Source organism: Pseudomonas paralactis (genome assembly GCF_001439735.1).
GTDB lineage: Bacteria > Pseudomonadota > Gammaproteobacteria > Pseudomonadales > Pseudomonadaceae > Aquipseudomonas > Aquipseudomonas paralactis.
The window spans coordinates 1-25,755 of sequence record NZ_JYLN01000015.1; the positions used below are offsets into that span (position 1 = coordinate 1).

Genomic DNA, 25,755 nt, shown 5'->3' on the forward strand with positions numbered 1-25,755 from the left:
AGGTGAACGACCTGCTCGGCCCGGGCTTGCGCGAGCCGATCAGCTTTGCGGTGCGCAAAGGCGAGATCCTGGGCCTGTTCGGGCTGGTGGGGGCAGGGCGCACCGAGCTGTTTCGCCTGCTCAGCGGCCTGGAGCGCGCCAGTGCCGGCAGCCTGGAACTGTGCGGGCAAGCGCTGCAATTGCGCTCACCTCGCGATGCCATCGCCGCCGGCATCCTGCTGTGCCCGGAGGACCGCAAGAAAGAAGGGATCATCCCGCTGGGCAGCGTCGCGGAAAACATCAACATCAGCGCCCGGGGCGCCCATTCCAGCTTTGGCTGGCTGTTGCGCGAGGGCTGGGAGAAGGGCAACGCCGAGCGGCAGATCCAGGCGATGCGGGTCAAAACCCCGAACGCGGCGCAGAAGATCATGTACCTCTCCGGCGGCAATCAGCAGAAAGCCATTCTCGGCCGCTGGCTGTCGATGCCGATGAAGGTGCTGCTGCTTGATGAACCCACCCGCGGTATCGACATCGGCGCCAAGTCGGAGATCTACCAAATCATCCATAACCTGGCGGCCAGCGGCATTGCGGTGATCGTGGTGTCCAGCGACCTGATGGAAGTGATGGGTATTTCCGACCGTATCCTGGTGCTGTGCGAAGGCGCCATGCGCGGCGAACAACCGCGCGAGCACGCGACTGAATCCAACCTGCTGCAGCTGGCCTTGCCGCGCGGCCTGGCGAACTGAGAGAAGACCATGACCATTCAAAACAACGCGCTGCCTTCGGCACGCAAACCCCTCGATATGCGCGCCTTGCTCGACAACTGGGCGATGCTGTTGGCAGCGGTGGGCATCTTCGTGCTGTGCGCGCTGCTGATCGATAACTTCCTCTCGCCGCTGAATATGCGCGGCTTGGGCCTGGCAATTTCCACCGTGGGCATTGCGGCGTGCACCATGCTGTTCTGCCTGGCCTCCGGGCATTTCGACTTGTCGGTGGGCTCGGTGATCGCCTGCGCCGGTGTGGTGGCGGCGATTGTGATGCGCGATACCGACAGCGTGATGCTGGGCATCGGCGCGGCCTTGCTGATGGGCCTGATGGTGGGGTTGATCAACGGCATCGTGATCGCCAAACTGCGCGTCAACGCCTTGATCACCACCCTGGCGACCATGCAGATCGTGCGCGGCCTGGCGTATATCTTCGCCGACGGCAAGGCGGTGGGGGTGTCCCAGGAGCAGTTCTTTGTATTTGGCAACGGCCAGCTGTTCGGCGTGCCGGTGCCGATCCTGATCACCATCGTGTGCTTTCTGTTCTTTGGCTGGCTGCTCAACTACACCACTTATGGGCGCAACACCATGGCCATCGGCGGCAACCCGGAAGCGGCGCTGCTGGCGGGGGTGAACGTTGATCGTACCAAGATCCTGATCTTCGCCGTGCACGGCCTGATCGGCGCCCTGGCAGGAGTGATCCTGGCTTCACGCATGACCTCGGGCCAGCCCATGATCGGCCAGGGTTTCGAACTCACGGTGATTTCGGCCTGTGTGCTGGGCGGCGTATCCCTGAGCGGCGGCATCGGCATGATTCGCCATGTGATTGCCGGGGTGCTGATCCTGGCGATCATCGAAAATGCGATGAACCTGAAGAATATCGACACGTTTTACCAGTACGTGATTCGCGGTTCTATCCTGCTCCTGGCCGTTGTTATCGACCGCATGAAACAACGCTGATCCAAGCCATAGAGTGATCAAATGTGGGAGAGGGGCAAGTCTTAATGCCAGTGTAGGAGCGAGCTTGCTCGCGAAAAACCTCAACGATAACGCGTGCTTGCTGAATGAACGCGGCGCCTGTGAGTTTTTCGCGAGCAAGCTCGCTCCTACAAAAGCCTTAACTGACCGGCATCAGGGCAAACCTCCTCACACACCTTCACCGCGTACGACCCATCCAGACGGGTGGGTGCCAAGGCCGTTACAAGCTCAAGCTTGTCCCTACCTGACCTCATCCATTACTACGCTTCAAGCGACCAACGGGGGCTTGCGTCACCTCTGTTTAGTTGTTAGCTTCTGGCAAAATGTTAACGATAACATTTGCTCTAACAATAAAAACAAAACAGAGACTCACACCATGAAAATGCTCCCGAAAACCCTGTGTTTACTGGCTGTCGGCATCACTTTCGGTACTCAAGCCATTGCCGCCACACCGCCCGCGCCTATTCGTATCGGCGCCTCCTTCCAGGAAATCAACAACCCCTATTTCGTCACCATGAAAAACGCCCTGGAAGAAGCGGGCGCGACCATCGGTGCGAAGCTGATCATCACCGACGCCCGCCACGACGTATCCAAGCAGGTCAGTGACGTCGAAGACATGCTGCAAAAAGGCATCGATATCCTGCTGATCAACCCCACCGACTCGGTCGGCGTACAGTCCGCCGTCAAGTCGGCCCACGCCGCAGGCGTGGTGGTGGTGGCGGTGGATGCCCAGGCGGACGGCCCGCTGGATTCGTTCGTGGGGTCGAAGAACTTCGACGCCGGCTTCCAGGCCTGCGAATACCTGGCCAAGAACATCGGTGGCAAAGGCAATATCGCCATCCTTGACGGCATCGCCGTGGTGCCGATTCTGGAACGTGTGCGCGGTTGCAAAGAGGCGGTGGCCAAACACCCGGACCTCAAGATCGTGAGCATCCAGAACGGTAAGCAGGAGCGTGACCAGGCGCTGACCGTGACCGAAAACATGCTGCAGGCCCAGCCGACCCTCAAGGGCATTTTCAGTGTGAATGACAACGGCTCCCTCGGTGCGCTCTCGGCCATTGAAGCCAGCGGCATGGACGTAAAACTGGTGAGCGTCGACGGTGCGCCGGAAGCGATCAAGGCGATCCAGAAACCCGGCAGCCATTTCATCGCCACCTCGGCCCAATACCCCCGCGACCAGATCCGTCTCGCCCTGGGCATTGCCCTGGCCAAAAAATGGGGCTCTCAAGTCCCGGCCAGCGTGCCGGTGGACATCACCTTGATCGACCAGGCCAAGGCCAGGGACTTCAGCTGGTAAATCCCCCAGGCCCCACGCAAGCCGTGGGGCCCAGGTCTTCCTTCTGAGCGCGAGGTCGGCGGTATGAGCAGTCTTCTGAAGCTGGAAAACATCTGTAAGCGTTACCCGGGGGTACAGGCCCTCAAGGCCATCAACCTGCAAGTGGAACGTGGCGAAATCCATGCCTTGCTGGGTGAGAATGGCGCGGGCAAATCCACCCTGATGAAGATCCTCGGCGGCGTCGAGCATCAGGACGAAGGGCAGATCCTCATCGATGGCCACGCCCAGCAGTTCGCCACTTACCGCGACGCAATCGCCGCCGGTATCGGCATCGTGTTCCAGGAGTTCAGCCTGATTCCCTATCTCACGGCGGTGGAGAACATCTTTCTCGGCCATGAGTTGAGCAACCGCTTTGGCCTGTTGCGCAAACGCGAGATGGCCGAGGCGGCGCAGGCGTTGTTCGAGCGTTTGGGGGTGAGCATCGACCTGCATTGCGCGGTCAAGCACCTGAGCGTGGCCGAGCAGCAGTTCGTCGAAATCGCCAAGGCGCTGGCCCTGGACGCGCGCCTGCTGGTGCTCGATGAGCCGACCGCGACGCTGACCCCCAGTGAAGCCGAGCTGCTGTTCGAGATCATGCGTGAACTCAAGCGCCAGGGCGTGGCGGTGATTTTTATCTCGCACCACCTGGAAGAGATTTTTCAGGTCTGCGACCGCATCAGCGTACTGCGCGACGGCGCCAATGTGGGTATCACCGACGTGGCCGACAGCGATATCGACCGTCTGGTGGAGATGATGGTGGGGCGCCGCCTGGAATGCAGTTTCCCGCCCAAACCCGCTATCGAACGCGGCCCGCTGTTGCTGGAGGTCAAAGACATCCAGCTGGTGCGCAATGGCCCACACAACAGCTTCCAACTGCACAAGGGCGAAATCCTGGGCTTTGCCGGACTGGTCGGCTCGGGTCGCACCGAATTGGCACTGGGCATGATGGGCGCGCTGCCCTCAGTGAGCAAAGAGGTGTGGCTGCGCGGCGAAAAGGTCAGCCTGGATGACCCGGCTCAAGCCCTGGCGCACGGCATCGGCCTGCTCCCGGAAAGCCGCAAGAGCGAAGGGCTGATCACCGATTTCAGCATTCGCGAAAACATCTCCCTGAACAACCTGCCCAAGTACCAGCACGCTTCAGGCTTGATCGATAAGGCCAGGGAATGCGAAAGCGTCGAAGCACTCATGCGCCAACTGTCGATCAAGGCGCCCAGCGCTGAAAGCCGGGTGCTTAACCTCAGCGGCGGCAACCAGCAGAAGGTTGTGATCGCACGCTGGATCAACCACCACTGCGACGTGCTGGTGTTCGACGAACCCACTCGCGGTATCGACGTCGGCGCCAAGGCGCAGATCTACGCGCTGATGCGCAGCCTCACCGAACAAGGCTACGCCATCATCATGATTTCCTCCGAACTGCCGGAAGTCATCGGCATGTGCGACCGCGTCGCCGTGTTCCATAAGGGCGCGATCGTCAAGGTGCTGGAAGCGTCCGCCGTCAATCCTCAAGAGGTCATGCGCCATGCAACAGGGGGCTCAAGTGAATACGTCCATTAACACCGCAAACACCGGGCGCTTGCGCCTGAATGTGGCACGGCTGCTGCGCTCGCCGGCGTTCTACCCCTTCGTGGGGCTGGTGGTGGTGACCCTGGTGATGATCCTCGCCAGCGACACTTTTCTAACCGCCAGCAACCTTTCCAACATCGCCCGCCAGGTGTCGATCAACGCGATTATTGCGGTGGGCATGACCTGCGTGATTCTCACCGGCGGCATCGACTTGTCGGTGGGGCCGGTGATGGCGTTGTCCGGCACGCTTACAGCCGGTTTGATGGTGGCCGGTGTGCCGCCCGGCCTGGCGATTGGCGCCGGGTTGCTGGTAGGCGTGGCCTTCGGCATCGGCAACGGGCTGTTCGTGGCTTACCTGCACATGCCGCCGATCATCGTCACGCTGGCGACCATGGGCATCGCCCGTGGATTCGGGCTGATGTACACCGACGGCTATCCGATTTCCGGGTTGCCGGAGTGGTTCGCCTTTTTCGGGCGCGGCAGCGTATTCGGTATGCAGGTGCCGATCCTGATCATGCTGCTCACTTACCTGGCCGCCTATGTGCTGCTGCAACACACACGTGTCGGCCGCTACATCTACGCCATCGGCGGCAATGAAGAAGCGGTGCGCTTGTCTGGGGTGCGTGCGGCGCGTTTCAAGCTGCTGGTGTACGGCATCAGTGGCTTGACTGCGGCGATTGCCGGCCTGGTGCTCACCTCGCGCCTGATGAGCGGCCAGCCCAACGCCGGAGTGTCGTTCGAGCTCGATGCGATTGCCGCCGTGGTACTCGGCGGTGCGTCGATCGCCGGCGGGCGCGGGGTGATCATCGGCACCTTGCTCGGCGCCATGCTGCTGGGCGTGTTGAACAACGGCTTGAACATGCTGGGCGTGTCGCCTTACGTGCAGAGCGTGATCAAGGGCGGGATCATTTTGCTGGCGATCTTTATCAGCCGTCAGCGCCATCGATAAATACCTCACCACACAGGACCGAACACCATGGACAAGCACACTGATATGCAAGCCGTCGTCTGCCACGGCCCCAAAGACTACCGCCTGGAACGCATCGGCAAACCCCAGGCCCGCGCCCATGAACTGGTGATCCGCATCGCCGCCTGCGGCATCTGCGCCAGTGACTGCAAGTGCCACTCTGGCGCTGCGATGTTCTGGGGCGGTGACAACCCCTGGGTCAAGGCGCCCGTGGTGCCGGGCCATGAGTTTTTCGGCTACGTAGTGGAAGCGGGCGAGGACGCCGAGGAACACTTCGAGGCCAAGGTCGGCGACAAGGTCATCGCCGAACAGATCGTGCCGTGCGGCAAGTGTCGTTTTTGCAAGTCGGGCAAATACTGGATGTGCGAAGTACACAATATTTTCGGCTTCCAGCGTGAAGTGGCCGAAGGCGGCATGGCCCAGTACATGCGCATCCCCAAGACCGCCATCGTGCACAAGATTCCCGAAGCGGTGTCTCTGGAAGACTCGGCGCTGGTGGAACCCATGGCCTGCTCGATCCACACCGTGAACCGCGGCGACATCCAGCTCGATGACGTGGTGGTGATTGCCGGTGCGGGCACCCTTGGCCTGTGCATGGTCCAGGTGGCGGCGCTGAAGACCCCGAAAAAACTGGTGGTGATCGACATGGTTGACGAGCGCCTGGAACTGGCCAAGCGCTTCGGCGCCGATGTGGTGATCAACCCCACCCGTGACAACGCCCGTGAGATCATCAACGGCCTCACCGACAACTACGGCTGCGACGTCTACATCGAAACCACCGGCGTACCGGCCGGTGTCACCCAGGGCCTGGACCTGATCCGCAAGCTCGGGCGGTTTGTCGAGTTCAGCGTGTTTGGCGCCGAGACCAGCGTGGATTGGTCGATCATCGGCGACCGCAAGGAACTGGACGTACGCGGCGCGCATCTGGGGCCGTATTGCTACCCGATTGCCATCGACCTGTTCGAGCGTGGCCTGGTCACGTCTAAAGGCATTGTCACCCATGATTTCCCGCTGGATGACTGGGCCGAAGCGTTCGAACTGGCCAACTCGACCAAGTCGATCAAGGTGCTGTTGAAACCGGTGCTGCCCGCCCATGAGTAACAGCATGAACTACGTCATGGGTGTCGACATCGGCACCCAGAGTACCAAGGCGCTGCTGGTGGATGCCCAGGGCACCCTCATCGCCCAGCACAGCCAGAGCTATCGGGTGGATACCCCCAAAGTGCGCTGGGCCGAACAATGGCCGCAGGTGTGGCTGGATGCTGTGCACGCCTGCGTTGCCCAGTGCATGGCCAAGTCGGGCGTACCGGCGGGGCAGGTCAAGGCGCTGTGCATCAGCAGCCTGTACGGCGGCTCGGGGATTGCCGTGGATGCGCAGATGACACCGTTGCACCCGTGCCTGATCTGGATGGACCGCCGCGCTGGCGAGCAGGTCGAGTGGGTGCGTGAGCATGTGGATTTGGAGCGGCTGTTCGCGATCACCGGCAACTCGGTGGACAGTTACTACGGCTTCACCAAGATGCTCTGGCTTAAGCAGCATCAACCCCAGGTGTGGGCGAACACCCGCTACCTGTTGCCGCCCAACAGCTATATCAACTGGTGCCTGACCGGCGAGTTGGCGGTGGACCACAGCAGCGCCGGCAATATCGGCGGTGTCTACGATGTGGCGGCGCGCAACTGGTCAGGCGAGATGCTGGATGCGCTGGGCATCGCACGCTCGATGATGCCTGAGCGGCTGGTGTATTCCGGTGAGGTGGTGGGTGGTTTGTGCGCAGACTGGGCCGCCCGCCTGGGTTTGCAGGCGGGCACGCCGATCCTCGCCGGTGGCGTGGATGCCGCCATGGCCACCCTGGCCGCAGGCGTTACCGAGCCGGGCAACCATGTGGCGATGATCGGCACCAGCATGTGCTGGGGCTATCTCAACCAGCAGGTGGATGCGCACCACGGGCTGGTGAGCATGCCGCACGTCTATAACGGCCACCGCGACCTGTATATCTTCGGCGGTGCGATCACCGCCGGGGCGTCGGTCAGCTGGTTTCGCGAGCAGTTCTGCCAGGCCGAAGAGCAGCAAGCCCGGGCGACAGGGCAAGACAGCCTGGTGTTGCTGGAGCAGAGCGCCAGCAAGATCCCGGCGGGCAGTGAAGGCGTGGTGTTCCTGCCGTACCTGATGGGCGAACGCAGCCCGGTATGGGACGACCGCGCCAGCGGCAGTTTTGTCGGGCTTAATCTGTATCACAGCCGCATCCACCTGTACCGCGCGGTGCTGGAGGGGGTGAGTTTTGCCCTGCGCCACAATATTGAAGCGGGCACCCAGGGCGCGCATTCCCTCGACCCGCGTTTGATCGTGGTGGGCGGGGCGAGCCATTCGGATTTGTGGATGCAGATCATTGCCGATGTCACCCGCTACCCGGTGTACACCATTGTCCAGGAGGTTGAAGCGGCCCTGGGCGCGGCGTTGCTGGCGGCGCATACGGTGGGGTTGGTCAGTGATGAGGCGATGGACACGGGCTGGGTGCAACTGGAGCAGCGGGCGCAGCCCAGGCGCGAAAATGTCGCGGTCTACGACCAGGCGTTTGGCGAGTACCTGAAGCTGTATCCGGCCCTGAAACCGATCATGCACAACCTGCAAGCCACCTGACCCAACACAGTCCAAACAAAAATGTGGGAGCGGGCTTGTCCCAATGAGCATAGGTATCTACACAACTTGGTAGCAGCCAACAGTAACTACGATGCGAAGCGAGCCGCTCTTGCTCTTGCTCTGCTTTTGATCTTGATCTTAGGCGCCCCGTCAAACCACGCTGGCCGGAATTCGACAGGGATTTGGGGGGTAAACCGGCAGGGATGCCGGTTTAGCCGCCCCGCGCCATGGATGGCGCGTGGCGGCGGCCCCCCAAATCCATGGCGGATTACGGGCACACCGAGCCTAAGCGAGGTGCCGAGTGGTGGGGCAAGAGCGTTTTGCTTACTTTTGCGCTTTTCAAAAGTGAGCCGCCGTAAGGGCGGAACCCATAGCCGCCGTGACCCAAATAACGGATATGTACTCGGTCAAAGTCCAACATCCAGGTCGGCCCTGAGGCCGCTATCGGGGGGCAAGCCCCCTCCCACAGTGGATCTTCATTGTTCTTGAGATTTTTATCTATGAACGCAGTCTTCGACTTTACTCGGCATCGCATCCTCGTCTCCGGTGCCAGCAGTGGCATCGGTCGCGAAATCGCGCTTCAACTGATCGCCAGCGGCGCGCAAGTGTTCGCCCTCGGCCGCGACGCCCAGGCTTTGGCCGAACTGGGTTGCCACACCCTGAGCCTGGATATCGCCGACAGCTTGGCCGTCGATAAAGCGCTGCAAGACCTGCCTCCACTGCACGGTCTGGTCAACTGCGCCGGTATCTCGCGGCTGGAGCCCGCCGCCGCCATCAGCGCCGAGGCGTTTGACCAGGTAATGAACGTCAACGCTCGCGCCGCTGCTCAGGTGGCCAGCCGCGTCGCGGCCAGGATGATCGAGGCGCATATCGCCGGCAGCATCGTCAATGTCTCCAGCCAGGCGTCGTTGGTGGCGCTGGACGACCATCTCGGTTATTGCGCCTCCAAGGCCGCGCTGGATGCAATCACCCGCGTGCAATGCGCCGAATGGGGTCGCTTTGGTATTCGGGTGAACAGCGTCAACCCCACGGTGACGCTTACGCCGATGGCGGCCATGGCCTGGTCCGACCCGGCCAAGCGCGATCCGGCGCTGGCGGCAATTCCCCTGGGGCGTTTTGCGCAGCCTGCAGAAGTGGCGTTGCCGGTGCTGTTCCTGCTCAGCGATGCCGCCAGCATGATCAGTGGCGTCAGCCTGCCCATCGACGGCGGCTACACCAGCCGCTAGCCGTTTTCCAGCTGGCCGGCGATGACCACCTTGTCCCGCGGTTTGTACGGATCTTCCAGGCGGTCGAGCAGCAAGCGTACCGCGCTGCTGCCGGCCAGTGACGCGTCGTGGGCCACGCAGGCAATCGGTACGCCAAAGATATCGGCGAAGGGCAGGCGGTCGATACCGCAGATGGTCAGGCTGTCATGGGGGATGTTGTGCATGCGCAGCGCGCGCAGGGCGCCGAGCGTGATCAACTGGTTAAACCCCATGATCGCGTCCGGCGCCGAGTGTTCGGCGAGGTAGTCGAGTGTGTGCAGGTAGGATGGCATCAGCGTGTAGTCACCGGCTTGCACTTCCACCTGCACCTGGGGATGCGCGGCCAGCACTTCGCGCAAGCCTTTGAGGCGCTCCACGGTGATGCGCGAGTGCTCGGGGCCGGTCAGCACCAGCAGGCGCTTGAGGTGCGGCGTCTGGCGCAACAGGTAGTGCGCGGCCTGGATGCCGCTGTGGTAGTTGTCGAGCACCACGAGGCTGAACGGGCTGTCGTGAATCGTGCGGTCCAGCAGCACCACCGGGGTTTTGCCGTTGCCCAGGCGCTCCAGGTAGTCGGGCTGGTAGCTTGGCTCGTCGGAGACCGGAGACAGGATGATCCCCGCCACGCGGTAACCCAGCAGCGTATCGACTGCCTTGCTTTCCAGTTCTTCCAGTTCATCGGTGTCCACCAGCATGATGGTGTAGCCGTGTTGTTTCGCCTCGCGAGAAATGGCCTTGATCATTTCGCTGTAGAACGGGTTGTCTACCGAGGCGGTGATCACGCCGATGATCAGGCTTTCGCTGCGCTTGAGCCCGCGCGCGAAGGCGTTGGGCACGTAGTCGAGCTCGCGTGCCACTTCCAGAATGCGCGCCAGGGTTGCGGGCTTGACCAGGTCAGGTTTGCTCAGCGCCCGGGACACGGTGATGGTGGTCATGCCGACCCGTTTGGCGATGTCGCTGATGGTGACGGACTTTTTCTTGTTCATCGGTAAGGCTGCGAGAGGACACAGCAGCAGGCTAGCATGTGTGCAGGCCCAGGGTGATTCAAATCAGCGGGTCCCAGCGTTGCGACCAGTCACCTTCAGCCTTGACCACCTCGCGCAGTAACGCCAGCGCCTGCTGCAACACCGCCGAATCCCGCGCCCGCGAATACACCAGGTACGTCGGGAAACTGAACTCCGGCGCCTTGGGCACGCGCTGCATCACGCCGCTGTCCAGGTAGCTTTGCACCACTCGCGTACGGAAATACCCGGCGCCGCCGTTTTCCAGGATGTACTGCAATGCCAGCGGCCCCAGGTTGAAACTCACGGCGGCACGAGCGCGGTCGGGCAGGGCGGCGTCATGTTGCTGGCGGAAACCCTGGCCCCAGTCGATATACACGTAGGGTTCGGGTTTGCTCGCCAATTGCACCAGGATCAGTTTTTCTTCCAGCACTTGCTCGACCTGCAAACCGGGCCAGTACTGCGGCTGGAACACCAGCGCGGCGTCAAGCACGCCCAACTCCAGCTGACGCAGCAGGTATTCGCCTTCACGCACTTCGGTACGCAGTGCATGTCCGGGGATATGCTCGCGCAACGCCTTGGCCCAACCGAGCATCAGCGGATTGCACAGACTGACCTCGCCGCCGATGTGCAGCACATTGCGATAGCCATCGGGTAGCGGCAGGTCACGCCGCGCCGCTTCCCAGGTTTGCAGCAACTGGTTGGCGTACACCACAAAGGCCTCACCGTCGGCGGTCAGGCGCGCACCGGCACGGTTGCGCACGAACAACGTACTGCCCAGCTGGCTCTCCAGGTTCTTCACCCGGGCGGTGATGGCGGTCTGGGTAACGTGCAGTTTCTCCGCGGCTGCAGCGAGGCTGCCGCAGCGGGTGATTTCGAGAAAGGTGCGTGCCAGTTCTATGTCCATAAGCGCCCCGGGTGATGAATGGGGGCATTGTAGAGCGATGCGCGATTGGAATGCGATCCATGTGGGAGCTGGCTTGCCTGCGATGGCGGCCTGGCAGTCAACACAGTTGGATTGTGTACATATCCATTGCTGCGGTAACGGCCACTTAGGGTTCCGCTCTGACAGCGGCTCACTTTTGAAAAAAAGCGCAAAAGTAAGCAAAACGCTCTTGCCCCACCACTCGGCACCTCGCCTAGGCTCGGTGTGCCCGTAATCCTCCAGTGATTTGGGGGGCCGCCGCCACGCGCCATCCATGGCGCGGGGCGGCTAAACCGGCATCCCTGCCGGTTTACCCCCCAAATCCCTGGCGAATTCCGGCCAGCGTGGTTTGACGGGGCGCCTGAGATCAAAAGCAGATCAAGAGCAAGATCAAGAGCGGCTCGCTTCGCATCGTGGTTACCGTTGGCTGCTATAACCTACAAAATTGTGTAGAAGCTGCGATGGCGGTGTGTCAGAGGTCAATGTGCTGACTGAACCCGCGCTATCGCAGGCAAGCCAGCTCCCACTGTGGTGGGTATTTCAGGTCGGGCTTCTCGGTGTGTGCAAGTATTCTGTGGGGAATGCCTTTGCATACGCGTGACACACCCTCAACACCTGCTCATCGGCAAACCGCGCGCCCACCACATGCAAGCCCACTGGCAAGCCATTCGCTGCCAACCCACAGGGCACTGACGCCGCCGGTTGCTGGGTGAGGTTGAACGGGTAGGTGAACGGCGTCCATTCCATCCACTCACTCATCCCCGAACCCGGCGGTACGTTGTGCCCGGCTTCGAATGCGGTGATCGGCATCATCGGCGACACCAGCACATCGTAATGCTCATGGAACGCGGCCATCCGTGCCACCAGCGCCGCTCGGGCTTCCAGGGCCGTGTTGAAATCATTCAGGCTCAAGCGTTCGCCCCGCTGTGCAATACGCAGCAACCCGGGGTCGAGCTGTTGCTTTTGCGCCTCGCTCATTGTGCCGGTCAGGCGTGCTGCGCCGGCAGCCCATAGGGTGCTGAACACCTCCAGGGGGTCGCTGAAGCCAGGGTCGATGTGTTCGACATGGGCGCCCAGTTGCACCAGGCCCAGCACAGCTTGATCCACCACCTGGGCGACCTGCGGGTCGACCTTCGCATAGCCGAACGTGGGGCTGTAGGCGACACGCAACCCCTTCAAGTCCGTTCCTGGAATGAGCCAGGGCGTGGTTCGCGGCGCGCCGATCAAGCCGTCCCGCACATCTGGCTGCGCCACGGCTTGCAGCATCAGCACGCTGTCTTCCACGGTGCGCGTCATCGGCCCCAGGTGCGACAGGATCGTCATAGAGCTGGCCGGCCATTGCGGCACATAACCGAAGGTCGGCTTGATCCCGAAGGTGCCGGTAAACGCACAGGGAATGCGGATTGAGCCACCGGCGTCGCTGCCCTGGTGCAGCACGCCCAGGTTCAACGCCGCTGCCGCACCGGCACCTCCGGAGGAACCACCGGCGGTAGTGCGCGTGTCCCACGGGTTGCGGGTGATGCCGTACAGCGGGTTGTCGGTCACGCCTTTCCAGCCGAATTCCGGGGTAGTGGTCTTGCCCAGCAGCACAGCGCCGGCCTTGCGCATGAAGGCCGAGAAGGGCGCGTCCACGTCCCATGGACCCACGGCCGATGAGGTGCGTGAGCCTTTGCGCGTGGGCATGCCGACCGTCAGTGTCAGGTCTTTGATCGACGCCGGTAAGCCATCCAGTGCGCCGCAAGGTTCGCCTTTGAGCCAGCGCTGTTCCGACGCTCGCGCCGCGTCCAGTGCGCCTTGCGGGTCGACATGACAGTAGGCATTCACCACCGGGTTGTAGCGCTCGATGCGCAGCAGCGCATCTTCAGTAACCTCCACGGGGGACAAGCTTTTGTCGCGAAAATGCTGCAACAGCTGCACCGCTGTCAGTTGGCCAATCTCACTCATGCCAGATCCCCCTGGGCCGCGTTCACCATGGCGCGCAGCAACACCGCGCAACCCGCCGCCAGGTCATCCGGCGCGGCGTTTTCGATTTCGTTATGGCTGATGCCGCCTTCGCACGGCACAAAGATCATCCCGGCCGGGCCCAGTTCGGCGACGAAGATCGCGTCATGCCCGGCGCCGCTGACGATGTCCATATGGCTCAAGCCCAACGCCTGGGCAGCGTCGCGCACGGCGTTGACGCAGGCCGGGTTGAAGTCCAGCGGTGGGAAGTCGGCGCTGGGCGTCAGCTCGAACGTCAACCCGTGCCGCGCCGCCGAATCCTGGATCACGTCGCGCACTTCATCGACCATGGCTTGCAGTTTATCTGCATGTAAATGACGCAAGTCGATGGTCATGTGCACCTGGCCGGGGATCACATTGCGCGAGCCTGGGTGCAGGTTCAGGCAACCGACGGTGCCGCAGGCATGGGGTTGTTGTTGATGGGCGATACGATTGATCGCGCTGACCACCTCGGCGGCACCGACCAGAGCGTCCTTGCGCAAGTGCATCGGGGTAGGGCCGGCGTGGGCCTCGACGCCGGTGAGGGTCAGGTCGAACCACTTCTGGCCCAGGCAGCCCATGACCACGCCAATGGTGGTGGCCTGGTCTTCCAGCACCGGGCCTTGCTCGATATGCGCTTCGAAATACGCACCCACCGCATGGCCCGGCACTGCGCGCGAACCGGCGTAGCCAATACGCTGCAATTCGGCACCCACCGACAGGCCCTGATCGTCGAGCTTGTCGAGAGTGTCCTGCAAGTCGAACTTCCCGGCGAACACCCCCGAGCCCATCATGCATGGCGGGAAGCGCGAGCCTTCTTCGTTGGTCCACACCACCACTTCGATGGGCGCCTGGGTTTCGATCTTGAGGTCGTTGAGGGTGCGAATGACTTCCAGCCCGGCCATCACCCCATAGCAGCCGTCGAACTTGCCGCCGGTGGGCTGGGTGTCGATATGGCTGCCGGTCATCACCGGGGGCAGGGCGGGGTTGCGTCCAGGGCGACGGGCAAAAATATTGCCGATGGCGTCCACGCTGACGCTGCACCCGGCGGCCTCGCACCACTGTACAAACAGGTCGCGGGCCTGGCGATCTAGGTCGGTAAGCGCCAGGCGACACACGCCGCCCTTGGCCGTGGCGCCGAGCCGTGCCAGGTCCATCAGGGATTGCCACAGGCGGTCGCGGTTGATCAGCGGGGCATTGCTCTGAAGCGGTTGCGCAAGACTATTCATCAGAGATCTCCAGTCAGGCACTCAAGGCCAGATAACGGTTCTTGATCGACGGGTCGGCACGGAAGTCAGCGGCGCTGCCTTCGTACACCACGCGGCCCTGTTCGAGCACGTAATGGCGGTCGGCGAGCTTGTCGCAGACCATCAGGTTCTGTTCCACCAGCAGCACCGGCAAGCCATCGTCCTTGACCTTGCGCAGGATCTTCACCAGCTCGTCAACGATCACCGGGGCCAGGCCCTCGGTGGGTTCGTCGAGAATCAGCAGCTTGGGGTCGTTGAGCAGGGCGCGGGCGATGGCGAGCATTTGCTGTTCGCCGCCGGACAACGCATGGCCGGCGTTTTTGCGCCGTTCCTTGAGGCGCGGGAACATGGCGTACACGTCGTCCAGCTGCCAGCGGCTGTTTTTGCGCACGGCGATGCGCAGGTTTTCCTCGACACTGAGCAGGCGGAAAATTCCTCGGTTTTCCGGCACCAGCGCCAGGCCCTGGCGTGCAATTTCAAAGATTTTTTGCCCCACCAATGCCTGACCGTTGAAGTGAATCTGGCCCTGGCGCGGGCAAATGATGCCAAGGATGCTGCGCAGGGTGGTGGTCTTGCCGGCGCCGTTACGACCGAGCAGGGTCACCAGTTCGCCAGGGTTGACGCTCAGCGACACGCCCTCCAGCACATGGCTCTTGTCGTAGTAGGAATGGATATTCTCGACGATCAGCATCAGGCGGCCTCCCCAAGATAGGCAGTGCGTACACGTTCATCGGCGCGCACAAACTCCGGCGTGCCTTCCACCAGGATCTGCCCGTGGCTCATCACCGTGATGCGTTGGCTGATGGACATGACAATGCTCATGTTGTGTTCAATCAGCAGCACCGTGTGGTCGCGCCCCAGGTCGCTGATCAGTTGGGTCATGATCGGGATATCGTCGATGCCCATGCCCGAGGTAGGTTCGTCGAGCATCAACAGTTTGGGTTTGGAGCAGATCGACATGCCCACCTCCAGCACCCGCTGCTGGCCGTGGGACAACTCACCGGCCAGGGTGTCGGCGCGGGCGGTGAGTTGCAGGCGTTCCAGCACCTGGTCGGCCATCTCCAGGTGCTCGCGCTTGCTGTCTACCCGACGCCAGAAGTTCAAGGCACGGGCGCCGTCGCGGCCCTGGGCGGCCAGGCGCAGGTTCTCGCGCACGCTGAGGTTCTGGAACAGGCTGGTGAGCTGGAACGAACGCGCCATGCCCAGGCCGACGCGGCCGTGGGCGGGCTTGCGCATCAGGTTCTTGCCGTCGAAATGGATCGCCCCGGCGGTGGCCTGGCGTTCACCGGTGAGGCAATGGAACAGGCTGGTCTTGCCGGCGCCATTGGGGCCGATGATGGTGTGGATGGTGCCGGCTTCAACCTTGAGGTTGACGCCATTGACCGCATGGAACGCGCCGTAGGCCAGTTCCAGGTGTTGGGTTTCCAGCAGGATGCTCATAGCCCTTGCTCCTTGGCGCCGACCGCGCGTTTGCGCGTGCCGCGCACCTTCTCGAACAGCGACGCCAGGCCGCCCCACAAACCGCCGCGCATGAAGATCACCACCAGGATCAGGATCACCCCCAGCAGCATCAGCCAGCGCGGCCACAGGTCGGAGAGCAAATCCCCCAACAGTACGATGGAGCCGGCGCCGAGCAACGAACCGAACAACGAGCCGGTGCCGCCGACGATGGTCATGATCAGGATGTTTTCGGACATTGCCAGATCGATATTGGACAGCGGCACAAAGTGCAGCAGCATGGCGTACAGCGCCCCGGCAATCCCGGTGACCGCACCGGACAGCACGAAAACCAGGATCTTGAAGTGCCGCGTGTCATAGCCGATGGCCGAGGCACGGGTTTCGTTTTCGCGGATCGCCATCAGCGTGCTGCCAAACGGCGAAGCGATCACCCGGCGTGCGCCTATAAAGATCAGCAGGAACAGCACGGCGACAAAACCATAGAAGGCGCGGGCATCGGCCAAGGACAGCAGCACGGTCTCACCCACCCGAATTTCCGGGCGCGGCACGCTGAGCAGGCCGTTGTCGCCGCCGGTCCAGTCGCTCAGGGTATAGGCGACGAAGTAGGCCATTTGGCTGAACGCCAGGGTCAGCATCACGAAGTAAATGCCGGTGCGCCGAATCGCCAGGGCGCCTACCAACAGCGCGAGGAAACCACCGGCAATTGCGGCGCCGAGCAATGCAGTGAACAACCCCAGTTGCAGGTGGATCATCAGCAACGCCGCGCAGTAGGCGCCGGCCCCGAAGAAGATGCCTTGGCCGAATGACAGCAAGCCGGTGTAGCCCAACAGCAGGTTGCAGGCGAGGGCGGCCATGGCAAAGATCAGAATCTCGGTGGCCAGGGTGGCCGAGGGCAGTATCAACGGCAGGCCGATCAGTACCGCCAATACCCACAGCAGCATGGCTTTGGATTGGGTCTTGGCAAACGGCAGGGGATTTTTCTCGCTCATGTCAGGCTCTCCCGAACAGGCCGTAAGGGCGCACCAGAATCACCACGGCCATCGCGCCGTAGATCATCAGGCTCGCACCCTGGGGCCAGAGTGTGGTCATCAGGCTTTGCACGACGCCGACCAGCAAACCGCCGACCAGCGCACCGCTGAACGAGCCCATGCCGCCGATCACCACCACCACGAACGCCACCCCGAGAATCTCCGGGCCGACAAAGGGCTGGGCGCCACGCAACGGTGCGAACAGCACCCCGGCGACACCGGCCAGGGCGACGCCGAGGGCAAAGGTCATGGAGAACAGGCGGAAGATATTGGTGCCCAGCAGTGACACGGTTTCAGTGCTCTCACTGCCGGCGCGCACCAGGGCGCCGAAGCGCGTGCGTTCCAGCAGCAGCCACAGGCCCAGGCCGACCAACCCGGAAAATACGATCAGAAACAGGCGGTAGTAGGGGTAGACGAAATCGCCCACCACCAGCACGCCGCGCAGCAATTCCGGTACGGCAACGCTTTTGCCCACCGGGCCCCAGATCATCACGCTGGCTTCCTGGATGATCAGCGCGATCCCCAGGGTCACCAGAATCTGGAACATGTGCGGCAAGTGGTAGATCCGCTGGATCAGCAAACGCTCGATCACCCAGGCCAGGGCAGCCACCACCAGCGGCGCGACGAGCAGCGCCAGCCAGAAGCTGCCGGTAAGGCTTACGGCGGTGTAGCAGATGTAGGCGCCGAGCAGGAAAAACGCGCCGTGGGCGAAGTTGACGAAGTTGAGCAGGCCGAAAATGATCGTCAGCCCGACCGCGATCAGAAAGTAGATCATCCCCAGCCCAAGGCCGTTGAGAATCTGGAACAGGTACAAATCAAGCATGCAGGAACCCTCCGCAGACGGCCGCTTGCGCGGCCCTGCGCGACAAAATGTAAGCGGTCAGCCGAGCGAGCAGCCCGTCGCCTCAACCGGCGGGAACGATTGGCCGGCGCTGAGCACCTTGGCCAGGTCGTCCTTGTCGGCCATGTCGCCGCTGGCCTTGCCGATCAGCAGGTAGTAATCCTTGATCACCTGGTGATCGCCGGCGCGGATCGACTCCTTGCCGGTCGGACCTTCATAGCTCAAGCCCTGCATGGCCTTGGCCACGGTCGCGCCGTCGAGGCTGCCGGTGGCGATGATGGTGTCGAGCATGACTTTGGTGCTGATGTAGTCGGCGGCCAGGGGGTAGGTGGGGTTGATGCCGTATTTGGCCTGGGTCAGCTTGACCAGTTCGCGGTTGAGGGGCGTATCGACCTGATGCCAGTACTGCGCGCCGAGGTACACGCCTTCGAGCACATCGCTGCCCAACTCCTGGAATTGGTCAAGGCCGGCCGACCATACCAGCAGCACCTTCATGCGCTCCTTGATGCCGAAGTTCACGGCCTGGCGCAGGGTGTTGGAGGACTGGCTGCCGAAGTTGAGCAGTACCAGCACGTCGGGACGGGTGGAAATGGCGTTGGTCAGGTAGCCGGAGAATTCCTGCTCCTGCAGCGAGTGGTAGCTGTTGCCCACGTGTTCCAGGCCGTGCTCCTTGAGCACATTTTTGGCGCCTTCAAGCAAGGCTTCGCCGAATACGTATTGCGGGGTGATGGTGTACCAGCGTTTGGCGTCCGGCAGCAGTTTGATCAGCGGCACCATGGTTTCGCGGATCGCGCCGTAGGTCGGTACCGACCAACGGAAAGTCGCCTTGTTGCAATCCTTGCCGGTGACTTCATCGGCGCCCACCGGGGTCATGAACACGCCGCCGACTTTGTCGACTTCCTTGGCCACGGCCAGGGCGGAAGACGACAGTGTGCAGCCCTGGAAGAACCGAGCCCCATCCTGCGCGATCGCCTCCTGCACTTTGCGCACCGCCTTGCCGGCGTTGCCTTCGGTGTCGATAACCTTGTAGGTCAGCGGGCGGCCGAGGATCTCGGGATGCTGTTGCACGGCCAGGCGCGACCCCATGTCGGCAAATTTGCCGTAGCTGGCAAACGCGCCAGACATGGACTTGAGGCCGTAAAAGGTAAAGGGCTCGGCGGCAAAGGCCGAACGCACGCTCAGCGGCAAGCTGAGGGCGGCGGCCGCGGTAAGGCTGGCTTTCAATAACGTACGACGCTGCATGGGGTGACTCCCTGGTTTAGTTATTGGCAGGAGCGGCAAGGGCGATACGGTGGAGCAAGGGCCTGTGGGCAGGCTTGTTATTGGGTAACTCGGTTCAACAGATGGACACGGTCAAATGTGGGAGCTGGCTTGCCTGCGATGCGGGCGCCTCGGTGTTACAGGGGGACCGAGCCGATGCCATCGCAGGCAAGCCAGCTCCCACATTGGTCGGGTGTTGTTCCTAACGGTGATCAAACTCCAGAAGGAAGTGCGGGCTCACCTGGCCTTCCAGCGCGGTCATATGGTGTTCGGCATCGCACATGTGTTCATGCATCAAGCTGCGCACCGCGCTTTCATCCCCGGCGCGAAAGGCGATCAGCAGTTGCTTGTGATAATCGAGGTTGGCCGCGTCGAACTGCTTGCGCTTGGGTTTGTAGGCTTTCTTGAGCACCACCAGGTCGCGCAGCAGGTCATTGAGAAACTGCGCCATAAAACTCAGCAGTGGGTTGGGGCAGGCCCGGGCCAGCAGGTTGTGGAACTCCAATTCCGCCAGGCGCTGTTCGCGCTGGCCGGCTTCGCTGTCCTCGGGAGCGCTGCAAAAATCCACATTGGCTTGCAGGGCAACGTAATCGTCTTCGCTCAAACGCCCGAGCACCGACACTGCCAGTTCCACTTCGATGACCTTGCGCAGTTGGTAGACCTGCTCGCCATCCAGGTGCTGAAAGTGCAGGTAATTGCGCAAGGCGCGGCTGGCCGGTTCGGTGCCGGCCTGGTTCAGGTAGGCACCGCCGCTGGGGCCGGTGCGCGTACTGACCAACCCTTCGACCTCCAGCGCCTTGAGCGCTTCGCGCGCCGAGCCCTTGGAGCACTGGAAGCTTTCCATCAGCTCGCGCTCAGTGGGCAGGCGGTCGCCGGGCTTCAAGGCATCGGTGACGATCGAGCGCTTGACCGACTCCACAATCACATCGGACAGCTTCTGGCGTTTGCGGCGTAGCGGGCGAGTCAGCATGGGTGCGATTTATCGTATTAATGCGGATAAATAGCACTTAATAACGATTGCATCGGAGCGTCAACGCAGGGTGTCGTTTTCGATGGCAACAGGTCGCAAATGCGCCGGTTACTCCCAGGCACCGAGGTCAAGGCAACGTGCGGATGCTGGTGGCTGTTTGCCGTAGGCGAGGAAATCCCCCAGCCAGCGGCTGACACAGCCGTCGGCCCCCGAGTGCCTGGACTCCTTGAGCAATAGCTGCTCGACGCCTGCGGCGATGGGGTCGCCAGGCTCTGCATTAATCAGCACCATGCGTGCAATGCGCTCGGGAAACAGCGTGCCGTAGCGGCTGCCAAGGCGGGTCGCGGCAGCGCTGCCCAGGTAGTGCAGGCGCGCTTCGCCGAGCTGCCCGCGCACGTATTCCATGTCCAGCGCCGCCTGCTCGACCGCGTTTGGCTGGCGCAGGTCACGGGTGCTCAGTTCGATCACGTCATAACGGTCGACCAGCGTGCGATAAGCGCGGGTGGCAAGCGACTCCCAGCGGCTGGCCACCTGCAGCACGAAAGGTGCGTTGGCGGGCTGGGGCGGTTCGCCCGCCTGGATGAACACCACCCCCTCACGGTTGAGCGGTTGCCTTGCGCCCACACGCGTCACGCTCAGGCGTATACGACCGCGTCCAGGGGCCGCGTGGTCCCGGGGCACACTGACCAGGCCACATTGGGTGCGCCCGACTACCTCAGGGTCCAGACGCGCAGTGGCAGTGAGGGGGCAATCCAACAGCCAGTCGATTGCAGTGGGCGCGATCAGGGGCTCGGCGCGAGCTGCATGTGCTATCAGCCAGCAGCTTATGCAGACCAGGCTTTTTACAAGAACGCTGGGTGTCATCACGAGGTCCGGGGGCAGCCGTATGTAACGGCTTTTTTACCAAGGACCTGGGTGTGGAAAATGTAAGGCTAAGAAACAGTTCGTGTAAGAAATACCGATTTCGCTTATCAGCTATCGGTCTTCCAGCCACCCCCTAATGCCTTGTACAGCGCGATACTGGCTTGCAGTCGCGCCAGGCGCAGTTGCACGTTCAGGTCCTGAGCGGCGTAGAGGGTGCGTTGGGTTTCCAGCACCGTCAGCAGGTCTTCGGCGCCAGCCTCGTAGCGGCTTTGCGCAATCTCAAAGGCCGTCTGCGCCTGTTGCAGTTCTTCGCTTTGCCACTGGCGTTGCTGGTCCAGGCGCGTCAGGCTGCTGAGGGCTTTTTCCACATCGGCAAAGCCGTTGATGATCGCCCCGCGGTAGGTTTGCAGCAGCTCATCCTGGCGTGCCCGGGCCTTGTCACGCTCGGCGCTCAGGCGACCGTTGTTGAAAATCGGTGCGACCAGGCCCGAGGTCAAGGTATAGAACGGGCTGCGCAAAATCTCTTCAGCCTTGTTCGCACCCGAGCCGAGGGTTGCGCCCAACGTCACCGTGGGCAACATGGCCGCACGCGCCACCGTGACGTCGGCACTGGCCGCCGCCAGCTGTGCCTCTGCCTGGGCGATATCAGGGCGTCGGCGCAACAACTGGCTAGGCACGCCGGGGCCGATACTCGGCCAGGTCAGCGCCTGGAACGGCTCGTTGCCCAGCGCCAGGGCCTGCACGGGCTGGCCGAGCAAGGCGGCGAGGGTGATGCGCGATTCTTCGGCCGATTGCTGAATCAGCGGCAGTTGCCGTTGCTGGCTGGCCACCAGGCTTTTCTGTTGTGCCAACTCCAGGGCCGTGGCGGAACCGGCGTCGTAGCGGTTTTGCACCAGGTTCAGCACGTTGCGCGCATTGGCCAGGTTCAGCTCGGCGATTTGCAAGCGCTGGCGCGCTGCCAGGGTTTGCGCATAGCGGTCGGCGACGTTGCTGAGCAGGGTCAACTCCACGTTGGCCCGATCGAACTCACTGGCGTGCAGGCTATGTACAGCGCTGTCGCGCGCAGCGGCGCGGCCACCCCAAAAGTCGATTTCGTAGCTGGCCGAGAGGTTGGCGTCATAGTTGTTGACGGTCCTGTTGCTCGCGGTGGCGTCCAGGTCCGAGTTGCCGCTGCCGCGCAACAGCCTTTGACGGCTGGCGGTGAGGTTGAACTTCACCTCGGGCAGCAACGGTGCGCCGGCAATCACCGCTGTGGCCTGGGCCTGGCGCACCCGCGCCATGGCCGCAGCCACGTCGAAGCTGTCGCGCCGGGCCTGGTCGATCAGGCTGTTCAGCGCAGGGCTGCCAAACTGCGTCCACCAGCGCTGGTTGATGGCCTGGTCGGCGTCGCGCTCGGCATATTGCCAGGCAGCGGGCGCAGCAATGCCACTGTCGAGGGTAGGCGGGGTGCCGGCACAGGCGTTGAGTAACAGGCACAGGCTAAGCACCGACAGTTGCGGTGCGATGGATCGTTTATTCACTGGTCAACGCCTTAACCGGATCGAGCCGGGCAGCTTTACGGGCCGGCATAAAGCCGAATACGACGCCGGTGACCAGCGCACAGCCAAACGCGCCGAACACCGCCACCAGGGAAAACTGCACCGCCACTTCAGCCAGCAGCAGCACACCGCCTACCAGCAATGCCAGGGCGATACCGAACAGGCCACCGACCACAGAGAGCATCACCGCCTCGGTGAGAAACTGGCGCAGGATGTCGCGCTGGCGCGCCCCGGTGGCCATGCGGATACCGATTTCGCGGGTGCGTTCGCGCACGGTCATCAACATGATGTTCATCACGCCGATGCCGCCCACCAGCAGGGAAATCGCGGCAATCGAGCCGAGCATCAGCGACAGGGTGTTCTGGGTTCGCGCTTCGGCCTGGATCATCGCGGCATTGTTGGTCAGCTCGTAGTCGCGCTTGCCGTTGTGCAACTTCAACATAAGCTGGTCGATGGCGCGCTCGGCTTCATGCACCTTGCGTGCATCGGTGGTGGCAATTGCCACGTACTCGGGGTTGTAGCTGCCGAACAGGCGCACACTGGCGGCGCTGTAAGGGATGGCAATACGGTCGTCACTGTCCTTGTTGCCGGAGCTGGAGCCTTTTTCCGCCAGCACGCCAACCACCTGGAATGGCACGTTCTCAATCAAAATGTACTGGCCGATCGGGTTGGCTACGTCTTTGAGCAGTTTCGCGCGGATGCTTGAGCCGATCACGGCGACCGTGGCTGCCGCGCGTTCGTCGGCCTCGGTGAAGTAGCTGCCCTCGACCACCGGCCAGTTGAAGATGTCCGGGAAGTTGGTGTCGTTGCCGCCCACATACGCCATGTAGTCGACATTGCCGAAGCGCACGCCCGCATCCGTGCCATTGACCGGCATGATGCGCTTGACCTGAGGCAAGGTCGCCAGGGCCGCGACATCGCTCAGGGTTACGATACCCAGCGGCGTACGCGGGTTGGGCGAAGAACCGCTGAGGTAGATGATATTGGAGCCGAACGCGCCCATCTGCGCCATAACCTGGCGCTTGCTGCCTTCGCCCACTGCCAGCATCACCACCACAGAAGCTACGCCGATGATGATCCCCAGCAGGGTCAGGGCGGTGCGGAAGCGGTTGATCCACATCACCCGCCAGGCCGCTTGTACCGCGTCCACCAGTTCGGCCTTCCAGGCGCCATTATGCTCGGCGCCGTCGGCCAGGCGCTGGCGCAGGTCCACAGCGTGCAAGGCGCCGGCCGCCACGGTGGGTTTGACCGCGCTGGTTTCAGCCGAATCGCTGATAATCAGGCCGTCGCGAATCTCGATGATGCGGTTGGCCCGCGCCGCCACTTCGCGGTCGTGGGTAATCAGAATGACCACATGGCCCTGGCTCGCCAGTTCGTCGAGCAGGGTCATGACCTCGGCGCCACTGTGGCTGTCGAGGGCGCCGGTGGGCTCGTCGGCGAGGATGATATGGCCGCCGTTCATCAGCGCGCGAGCGATGGATACCCGTTGCTGTTGCCCGCCGGAAAGCTGGTGCGGGCGATTGGCGGTGCGCTCGGCCAGGCCCAGGCGGGTGAGCAGCGCCTTGGCGCGAGCATGGCGTTCAGTGGCGCTGATACCGGCATAGATCGCCGGCATCTCGACGTTCTCCTGGGCCGAGCCCGAGGGAATCAAATGGTAGCCCTGGAACACAAACCCGAAGGCTTCGCGGCGTAGCCACGCCAGTTCGTCGCTGCCCAGGTGGGCCACGTTTTCGCCGGCGAACAGGTAGTCGCCCTCGGTAGGGCGGTCGAGGCAGCCCAGGATATTCATCAGCGTCGATTTGCCCGAACCCGAAGCGCCCACAATGGCGACGAATTCCCCGGCATGAATCGACAGGTCAATACCGCGCAATACGTCGACTTGCGGGCTGTCGCCGCCTCCGTAGGACTTGCGGATGCCTTTGAGCTCAATCAGGGGCGTGGTCACTTCAACCCCCATTGCTATCAATCGGACCGATCAACAGGTGATCGCCTTCGTTCAGGCCCTCCAGCACTTCGACGTGCAGACGGTCGCTGATACCCAGGCGCACCTTACGCTCCTCGATGGCGCCGTTTTTGGCGACCACCCGGGCGATTTGCGATTCGGTGCCGGAGGTGCCTTGCAGGGCGGCGACGGGCACGGTCAGGGTATCCCTGGCTTGGCCGGCGACGAAAAACACCTGGGTGGTCATCTCTGCCATCAGCGCGTTATCGGCGTTGTCGACGTCCAGCAGCACGGTGTACAGCACCACTCGGCCTGTGCCGCTCTTGGCAGAACTGCTCGGGCTGCCGTTGCCCTGGGTTTCGTTCAGGGGCTTGGGGGGGATGGGCAGAATCTGGCGCACGGTACTGCTCCAGCGCCGGCTGCCGCCGCTCAGCGTGGTGAAATAAGCGCTCATGCCGGGTTTGACGTGGCCGATGTCGGCCTCGGAAACTTCGGCCCATACGGTCATGGGCGACAGCTTGGCGATGCGCAGGATCAGCGGGGTTTGCTGTTGCGCGTTGAGGGTCTGGCCAACCCGCGCATCCACGGCAACGACGGTGCCGGTCATTGGTGCGTAGATGCGGGTGTAACCCAGCTCTGCTTCATCACTGCGCAGGCTGGCCTGGGCCTGGCGGATCTGGGCCTTGAACATGTCGACCCGCGCCTGGGTCGCACTCAGTTCGGCTTTGGCAGTTTGCACGTCTTCTTCACGGGTGGCGTTACCGGCACTCAGGCGTTGCTGGCGCTGATACTTCTGGCGCGCCAGTTCATGCTGGGCTTTCTGCTCCTGCAACTGAGCCTCCAGGTTTTCGATGGCGTAACGGCTGGCGTCGAGCTTGGCCTGTTGCGTGGCAGGGTCGATTTCTACCAGTAACTGGCCTTCCTTGACCTGGTCACCGGCCTCGACATGGATCTTGCGGATCTGCCCGGAGGCCTGGGCGCCGACGTCCACATAGCGTCGTGGTTGCAGGGTGCCCAGTGCGGTGACGCTGTTCTCAATGTTGCCGCGCACCACAGTGACGGTGGGCAAGCTATCTCGAGCCGACGGCAACAGCTGCCAGGCAGCCAGCGCAACAATGGGGATCAGGCACGCCACGGCAAGCAGGGCGAGGCGGGCGGGGCGAGGGCGTTTCATGCGTTGGTTCCAGCCAGGGAAAGGGGGCCGAAGTGGCGAAGAGCTGACTGTTATACGAGAAAAATGCGCGAATATTTAGGCG

The 25,755-nt window shown here is 62.6% G+C and carries 22 protein-coding genes; 8 read left to right on the plus strand and 14 right to left on the minus strand.

All coding sequences use genetic code 11. The features are described 5' to 3' along the window. The 8 genes from TX23_RS25055 to TX23_RS25090 all read left to right on the plus strand — a co-directional run. Positions 1 to 725, plus strand: a 725-nt coding sequence (locus TX23_RS25055; RefSeq protein ID WP_157243950.1) for an ATP-binding cassette domain-containing protein, incomplete at its 5' end; no start/stop codon positions are given. Between the two features lie 9 nt (positions 726 to 734). Beyond that, positions 735 to 1,703, plus strand: coding sequence for an L-arabinose ABC transporter permease AraH (gene araH, locus TX23_RS25060; RefSeq protein ID WP_005787495.1), 969 nt, complete (start codon positions 735 to 737; stop codon positions 1,701 to 1,703). A 394-nt stretch (positions 1,704 to 2,097) separates the two neighbouring features. Beyond that, positions 2,098 to 3,018 (plus strand): substrate-binding domain-containing protein, encoded by a 921-nt coding sequence (locus tag TX23_RS25065; RefSeq protein ID WP_057704470.1) that lies wholly within the window; start codon positions 2,098 to 2,100, stop codon positions 3,016 to 3,018. Positions 3,019 to 3,081: 63 nt separating this feature from the next. Then, positions 3,082 to 4,590 carry a sugar ABC transporter ATP-binding protein gene (locus TX23_RS25070; protein WP_057704471.1) on the plus strand — a complete coding sequence of 503 codons (1,509 nt, stop codon included), beginning with the start codon at positions 3,082 to 3,084 and terminating at the stop codon, positions 4,588 to 4,590. Then, positions 4,556 to 5,548 carry an ABC transporter permease gene (locus TX23_RS25075; protein WP_057704472.1) on the plus strand — a complete coding sequence of 331 codons (993 nt, stop codon included), beginning with the start codon at positions 4,556 to 4,558 and terminating at the stop codon, positions 5,546 to 5,548. The genes TX23_RS25070 and TX23_RS25075 overlap by 35 nt, the downstream gene beginning before the upstream one ends. Before the next feature lie 27 nt (positions 5,549 to 5,575). Next, positions 5,576 to 6,667, plus strand: a complete 1,092-nt coding sequence (locus tag TX23_RS25080; RefSeq protein WP_057704473.1) for an alcohol dehydrogenase catalytic domain-containing protein — start codon at positions 5,576 to 5,578, stop codon at positions 6,665 to 6,667. Between the two features lie 4 nt (positions 6,668 to 6,671). Continuing rightward, positions 6,672 to 8,204, plus strand: coding sequence for an FGGY-family carbohydrate kinase (locus tag TX23_RS25085; RefSeq protein WP_057704474.1), 1,533 nt, complete (start codon positions 6,672 to 6,674; stop codon positions 8,202 to 8,204). A 500-nt stretch (positions 8,205 to 8,704) separates the two neighbouring features. Beyond that, positions 8,705 to 9,430 carry an SDR family oxidoreductase gene (locus TX23_RS25090; protein WP_057704475.1) on the plus strand — a complete coding sequence of 242 codons (726 nt, stop codon included), beginning with the start codon at positions 8,705 to 8,707 and terminating at the stop codon, positions 9,428 to 9,430. Here the strand turns inward: TX23_RS25090 and TX23_RS25095 are convergent. From TX23_RS25095 to TX23_RS25160, 14 genes are all read right to left on the minus strand, one after another. Beyond that, the gene (locus tag TX23_RS25095) at positions 9,427 to 10,431 is read right to left on the minus strand and encodes a LacI family DNA-binding transcriptional regulator (protein WP_057704476.1); all 1,005 of its coding nucleotides are present in this window, start codon (positions 10,429 to 10,431) and stop codon (positions 9,427 to 9,429) included. The genes TX23_RS25090 and TX23_RS25095 overlap by 4 nt on opposite strands. A gap of 58 nt (positions 10,432 to 10,489) precedes the next feature. Further along, complete coding sequence (locus TX23_RS25100) at positions 10,490 to 11,353, minus strand: LysR family transcriptional regulator (RefSeq protein ID WP_057704477.1); 864 nt, start codon at positions 11,351 to 11,353, stop codon at positions 10,490 to 10,492. 558 nt (positions 11,354 to 11,911) lie between these two features. After that, positions 11,912 to 13,315, minus strand: coding sequence for an amidase (locus tag TX23_RS25105; protein ID WP_057704478.1), 1,404 nt, complete (start codon positions 13,313 to 13,315; stop codon positions 11,912 to 11,914). After that, entirely contained in the window at positions 13,312 to 14,580 is a 1,269-nt protein-coding gene (locus TX23_RS25110; protein WP_057704479.1) for a Zn-dependent hydrolase, read from the minus strand. Before TX23_RS25110 ends, TX23_RS25105 begins: the two co-directional genes overlap by 4 nt. A gap of 13 nt (positions 14,581 to 14,593) precedes the next feature. Further along, positions 14,594 to 15,289 (minus strand): ABC transporter ATP-binding protein, encoded by a 696-nt coding sequence (locus TX23_RS25115; protein ID WP_057704480.1) that lies wholly within the window; start codon positions 15,287 to 15,289, stop codon positions 14,594 to 14,596. Continuing rightward, positions 15,289 to 16,038, minus strand: a complete 750-nt coding sequence (locus tag TX23_RS25120; protein ID WP_057704481.1) for an ABC transporter ATP-binding protein — start codon at positions 16,036 to 16,038, stop codon at positions 15,289 to 15,291. The genes TX23_RS25115 and TX23_RS25120 overlap by 1 nt, the downstream gene beginning before the upstream one ends. Then, positions 16,035 to 17,045: a branched-chain amino acid ABC transporter permease gene (locus TX23_RS25125; protein WP_057704482.1), complete on the minus strand. Its 1,011-nt coding sequence runs from the start codon at positions 17,043 to 17,045 to the stop codon at positions 16,035 to 16,037. Before TX23_RS25125 ends, TX23_RS25120 begins: the two co-directional genes overlap by 4 nt. 1 nt (position 17,046) lies before the next feature. Continuing rightward, positions 17,047 to 17,907 carry a branched-chain amino acid ABC transporter permease gene (locus TX23_RS25130; protein ID WP_057704483.1) on the minus strand — a complete coding sequence of 287 codons (861 nt, stop codon included), beginning with the start codon at positions 17,905 to 17,907 and terminating at the stop codon, positions 17,047 to 17,049. A gap of 57 nt (positions 17,908 to 17,964) precedes the next feature. Further along, complete coding sequence (locus TX23_RS25135) at positions 17,965 to 19,167, minus strand: ABC transporter substrate-binding protein (RefSeq protein WP_057704484.1); 1,203 nt, start codon at positions 19,165 to 19,167, stop codon at positions 17,965 to 17,967. 220 nt (positions 19,168 to 19,387) lie between these two features. Then, entirely contained in the window at positions 19,388 to 20,155 is a 768-nt protein-coding gene (locus TX23_RS25140; protein WP_057704485.1) for a FadR/GntR family transcriptional regulator, read from the minus strand. A gap of 108 nt (positions 20,156 to 20,263) precedes the next feature. Next, entirely contained in the window at positions 20,264 to 21,019 is a 756-nt protein-coding gene (locus TX23_RS25145) for a hypothetical protein (RefSeq protein WP_057704486.1), read from the minus strand. A gap of 107 nt (positions 21,020 to 21,126) precedes the next feature. After that, positions 21,127 to 22,539 carry an efflux transporter outer membrane subunit gene (locus TX23_RS25150; protein ID WP_057704487.1) on the minus strand — a complete coding sequence of 471 codons (1,413 nt, stop codon included), beginning with the start codon at positions 22,537 to 22,539 and terminating at the stop codon, positions 21,127 to 21,129. Next, a complete protein-coding gene (locus tag TX23_RS25155) occupies positions 22,532 to 24,514 on the minus strand; it encodes a MacB family efflux pump subunit (protein ID WP_157243951.1) in 1,983 nt (660 codons plus the stop codon). Before TX23_RS25155 ends, TX23_RS25150 begins: the two co-directional genes overlap by 8 nt. Further along, positions 24,504 to 25,673 carry an efflux RND transporter periplasmic adaptor subunit gene (locus TX23_RS25160; RefSeq protein WP_057704488.1) on the minus strand — a complete coding sequence of 390 codons (1,170 nt, stop codon included), beginning with the start codon at positions 25,671 to 25,673 and terminating at the stop codon, positions 24,504 to 24,506. The genes TX23_RS25155 and TX23_RS25160 overlap by 11 nt, the downstream gene beginning before the upstream one ends. Positions 25,674 to 25,755: the final 82 nt, after the last annotated feature.

What these genes read in the sequence shown, in the direction of transcription:
- TX23_RS25130 (WP_057704483.1), bottom strand. Translation starts at nt 17,907, where the DNA reads ATGCTTGATTTGTACCTGTTCCAGATTCTCAACGGCCTTGGGCTGGGG.
- TX23_RS25080 (WP_057704473.1), top strand. Translation starts at nt 5,576, where the DNA reads ATGGACAAGCACACTGATATGCAAGCCGTCGTCTGCCACGGCCCCAAA.
- TX23_RS25155 (WP_157243951.1), bottom strand. Translation starts at nt 24,514, where the DNA reads ATGGGGGTTGAAGTGACCACGCCCCTGATTGAGCTCAAAGGCATCCGC.
- araH (WP_005787495.1), top strand. Translation starts at nt 735, where the DNA reads ATGACCATTCAAAACAACGCGCTGCCTTCGGCACGCAAACCCCTCGAT.
- TX23_RS25075 (WP_057704472.1), top strand. Translation starts at nt 4,556, where the DNA reads ATGCAACAGGGGGCTCAAGTGAATACGTCCATTAACACCGCAAACACC.
- TX23_RS25115 (WP_057704480.1), bottom strand. Translation starts at nt 15,289, where the DNA reads ATGCTGATCGTCGAGAATATCCATTCCTACTACGACAAGAGCCATGTG.
- TX23_RS25065 (WP_057704470.1), top strand. Translation starts at nt 2,098, where the DNA reads ATGAAAATGCTCCCGAAAACCCTGTGTTTACTGGCTGTCGGCATCACT.
- TX23_RS25110 (WP_057704479.1), bottom strand. Translation starts at nt 14,580, where the DNA reads ATGAATAGTCTTGCGCAACCGCTTCAGAGCAATGCCCCGCTGATCAAC.
- TX23_RS25090 (WP_057704475.1), top strand. Translation starts at nt 8,705, where the DNA reads ATGAACGCAGTCTTCGACTTTACTCGGCATCGCATCCTCGTCTCCGGT.
- TX23_RS25070 (WP_057704471.1), top strand. Translation starts at nt 3,082, where the DNA reads ATGAGCAGTCTTCTGAAGCTGGAAAACATCTGTAAGCGTTACCCGGGG.
- TX23_RS25095 (WP_057704476.1), bottom strand. Translation starts at nt 10,431, where the DNA reads ATGAACAAGAAAAAGTCCGTCACCATCAGCGACATCGCCAAACGGGTC.
- TX23_RS25135 (WP_057704484.1), bottom strand. Translation starts at nt 19,167, where the DNA reads ATGCAGCGTCGTACGTTATTGAAAGCCAGCCTTACCGCGGCCGCCGCC.
- TX23_RS25160 (WP_057704488.1), bottom strand. Translation starts at nt 25,673, where the DNA reads ATGAAACGCCCTCGCCCCGCCCGCCTCGCCCTGCTTGCCGTGGCGTGC.
- TX23_RS25120 (WP_057704481.1), bottom strand. Translation starts at nt 16,038, where the DNA reads ATGAGCATCCTGCTGGAAACCCAACACCTGGAACTGGCCTACGGCGCG.
- TX23_RS25140 (WP_057704485.1), bottom strand. Translation starts at nt 20,155, where the DNA reads ATGCTGACTCGCCCGCTACGCCGCAAACGCCAGAAGCTGTCCGATGTG.
- TX23_RS25100 (WP_057704477.1), bottom strand. Translation starts at nt 11,353, where the DNA reads ATGGACATAGAACTGGCACGCACCTTTCTCGAAATCACCCGCTGCGGC.
- TX23_RS25145 (WP_057704486.1), bottom strand. Translation starts at nt 21,019, where the DNA reads ATGACACCCAGCGTTCTTGTAAAAAGCCTGGTCTGCATAAGCTGCTGG.
- TX23_RS25105 (WP_057704478.1), bottom strand. Translation starts at nt 13,315, where the DNA reads ATGAGTGAGATTGGCCAACTGACAGCGGTGCAGCTGTTGCAGCATTTT.
- TX23_RS25085 (WP_057704474.1), top strand. Translation starts at nt 6,672, where the DNA reads ATGAACTACGTCATGGGTGTCGACATCGGCACCCAGAGTACCAAGGCG.
- TX23_RS25125 (WP_057704482.1), bottom strand. Translation starts at nt 17,045, where the DNA reads ATGAGCGAGAAAAATCCCCTGCCGTTTGCCAAGACCCAATCCAAAGCC.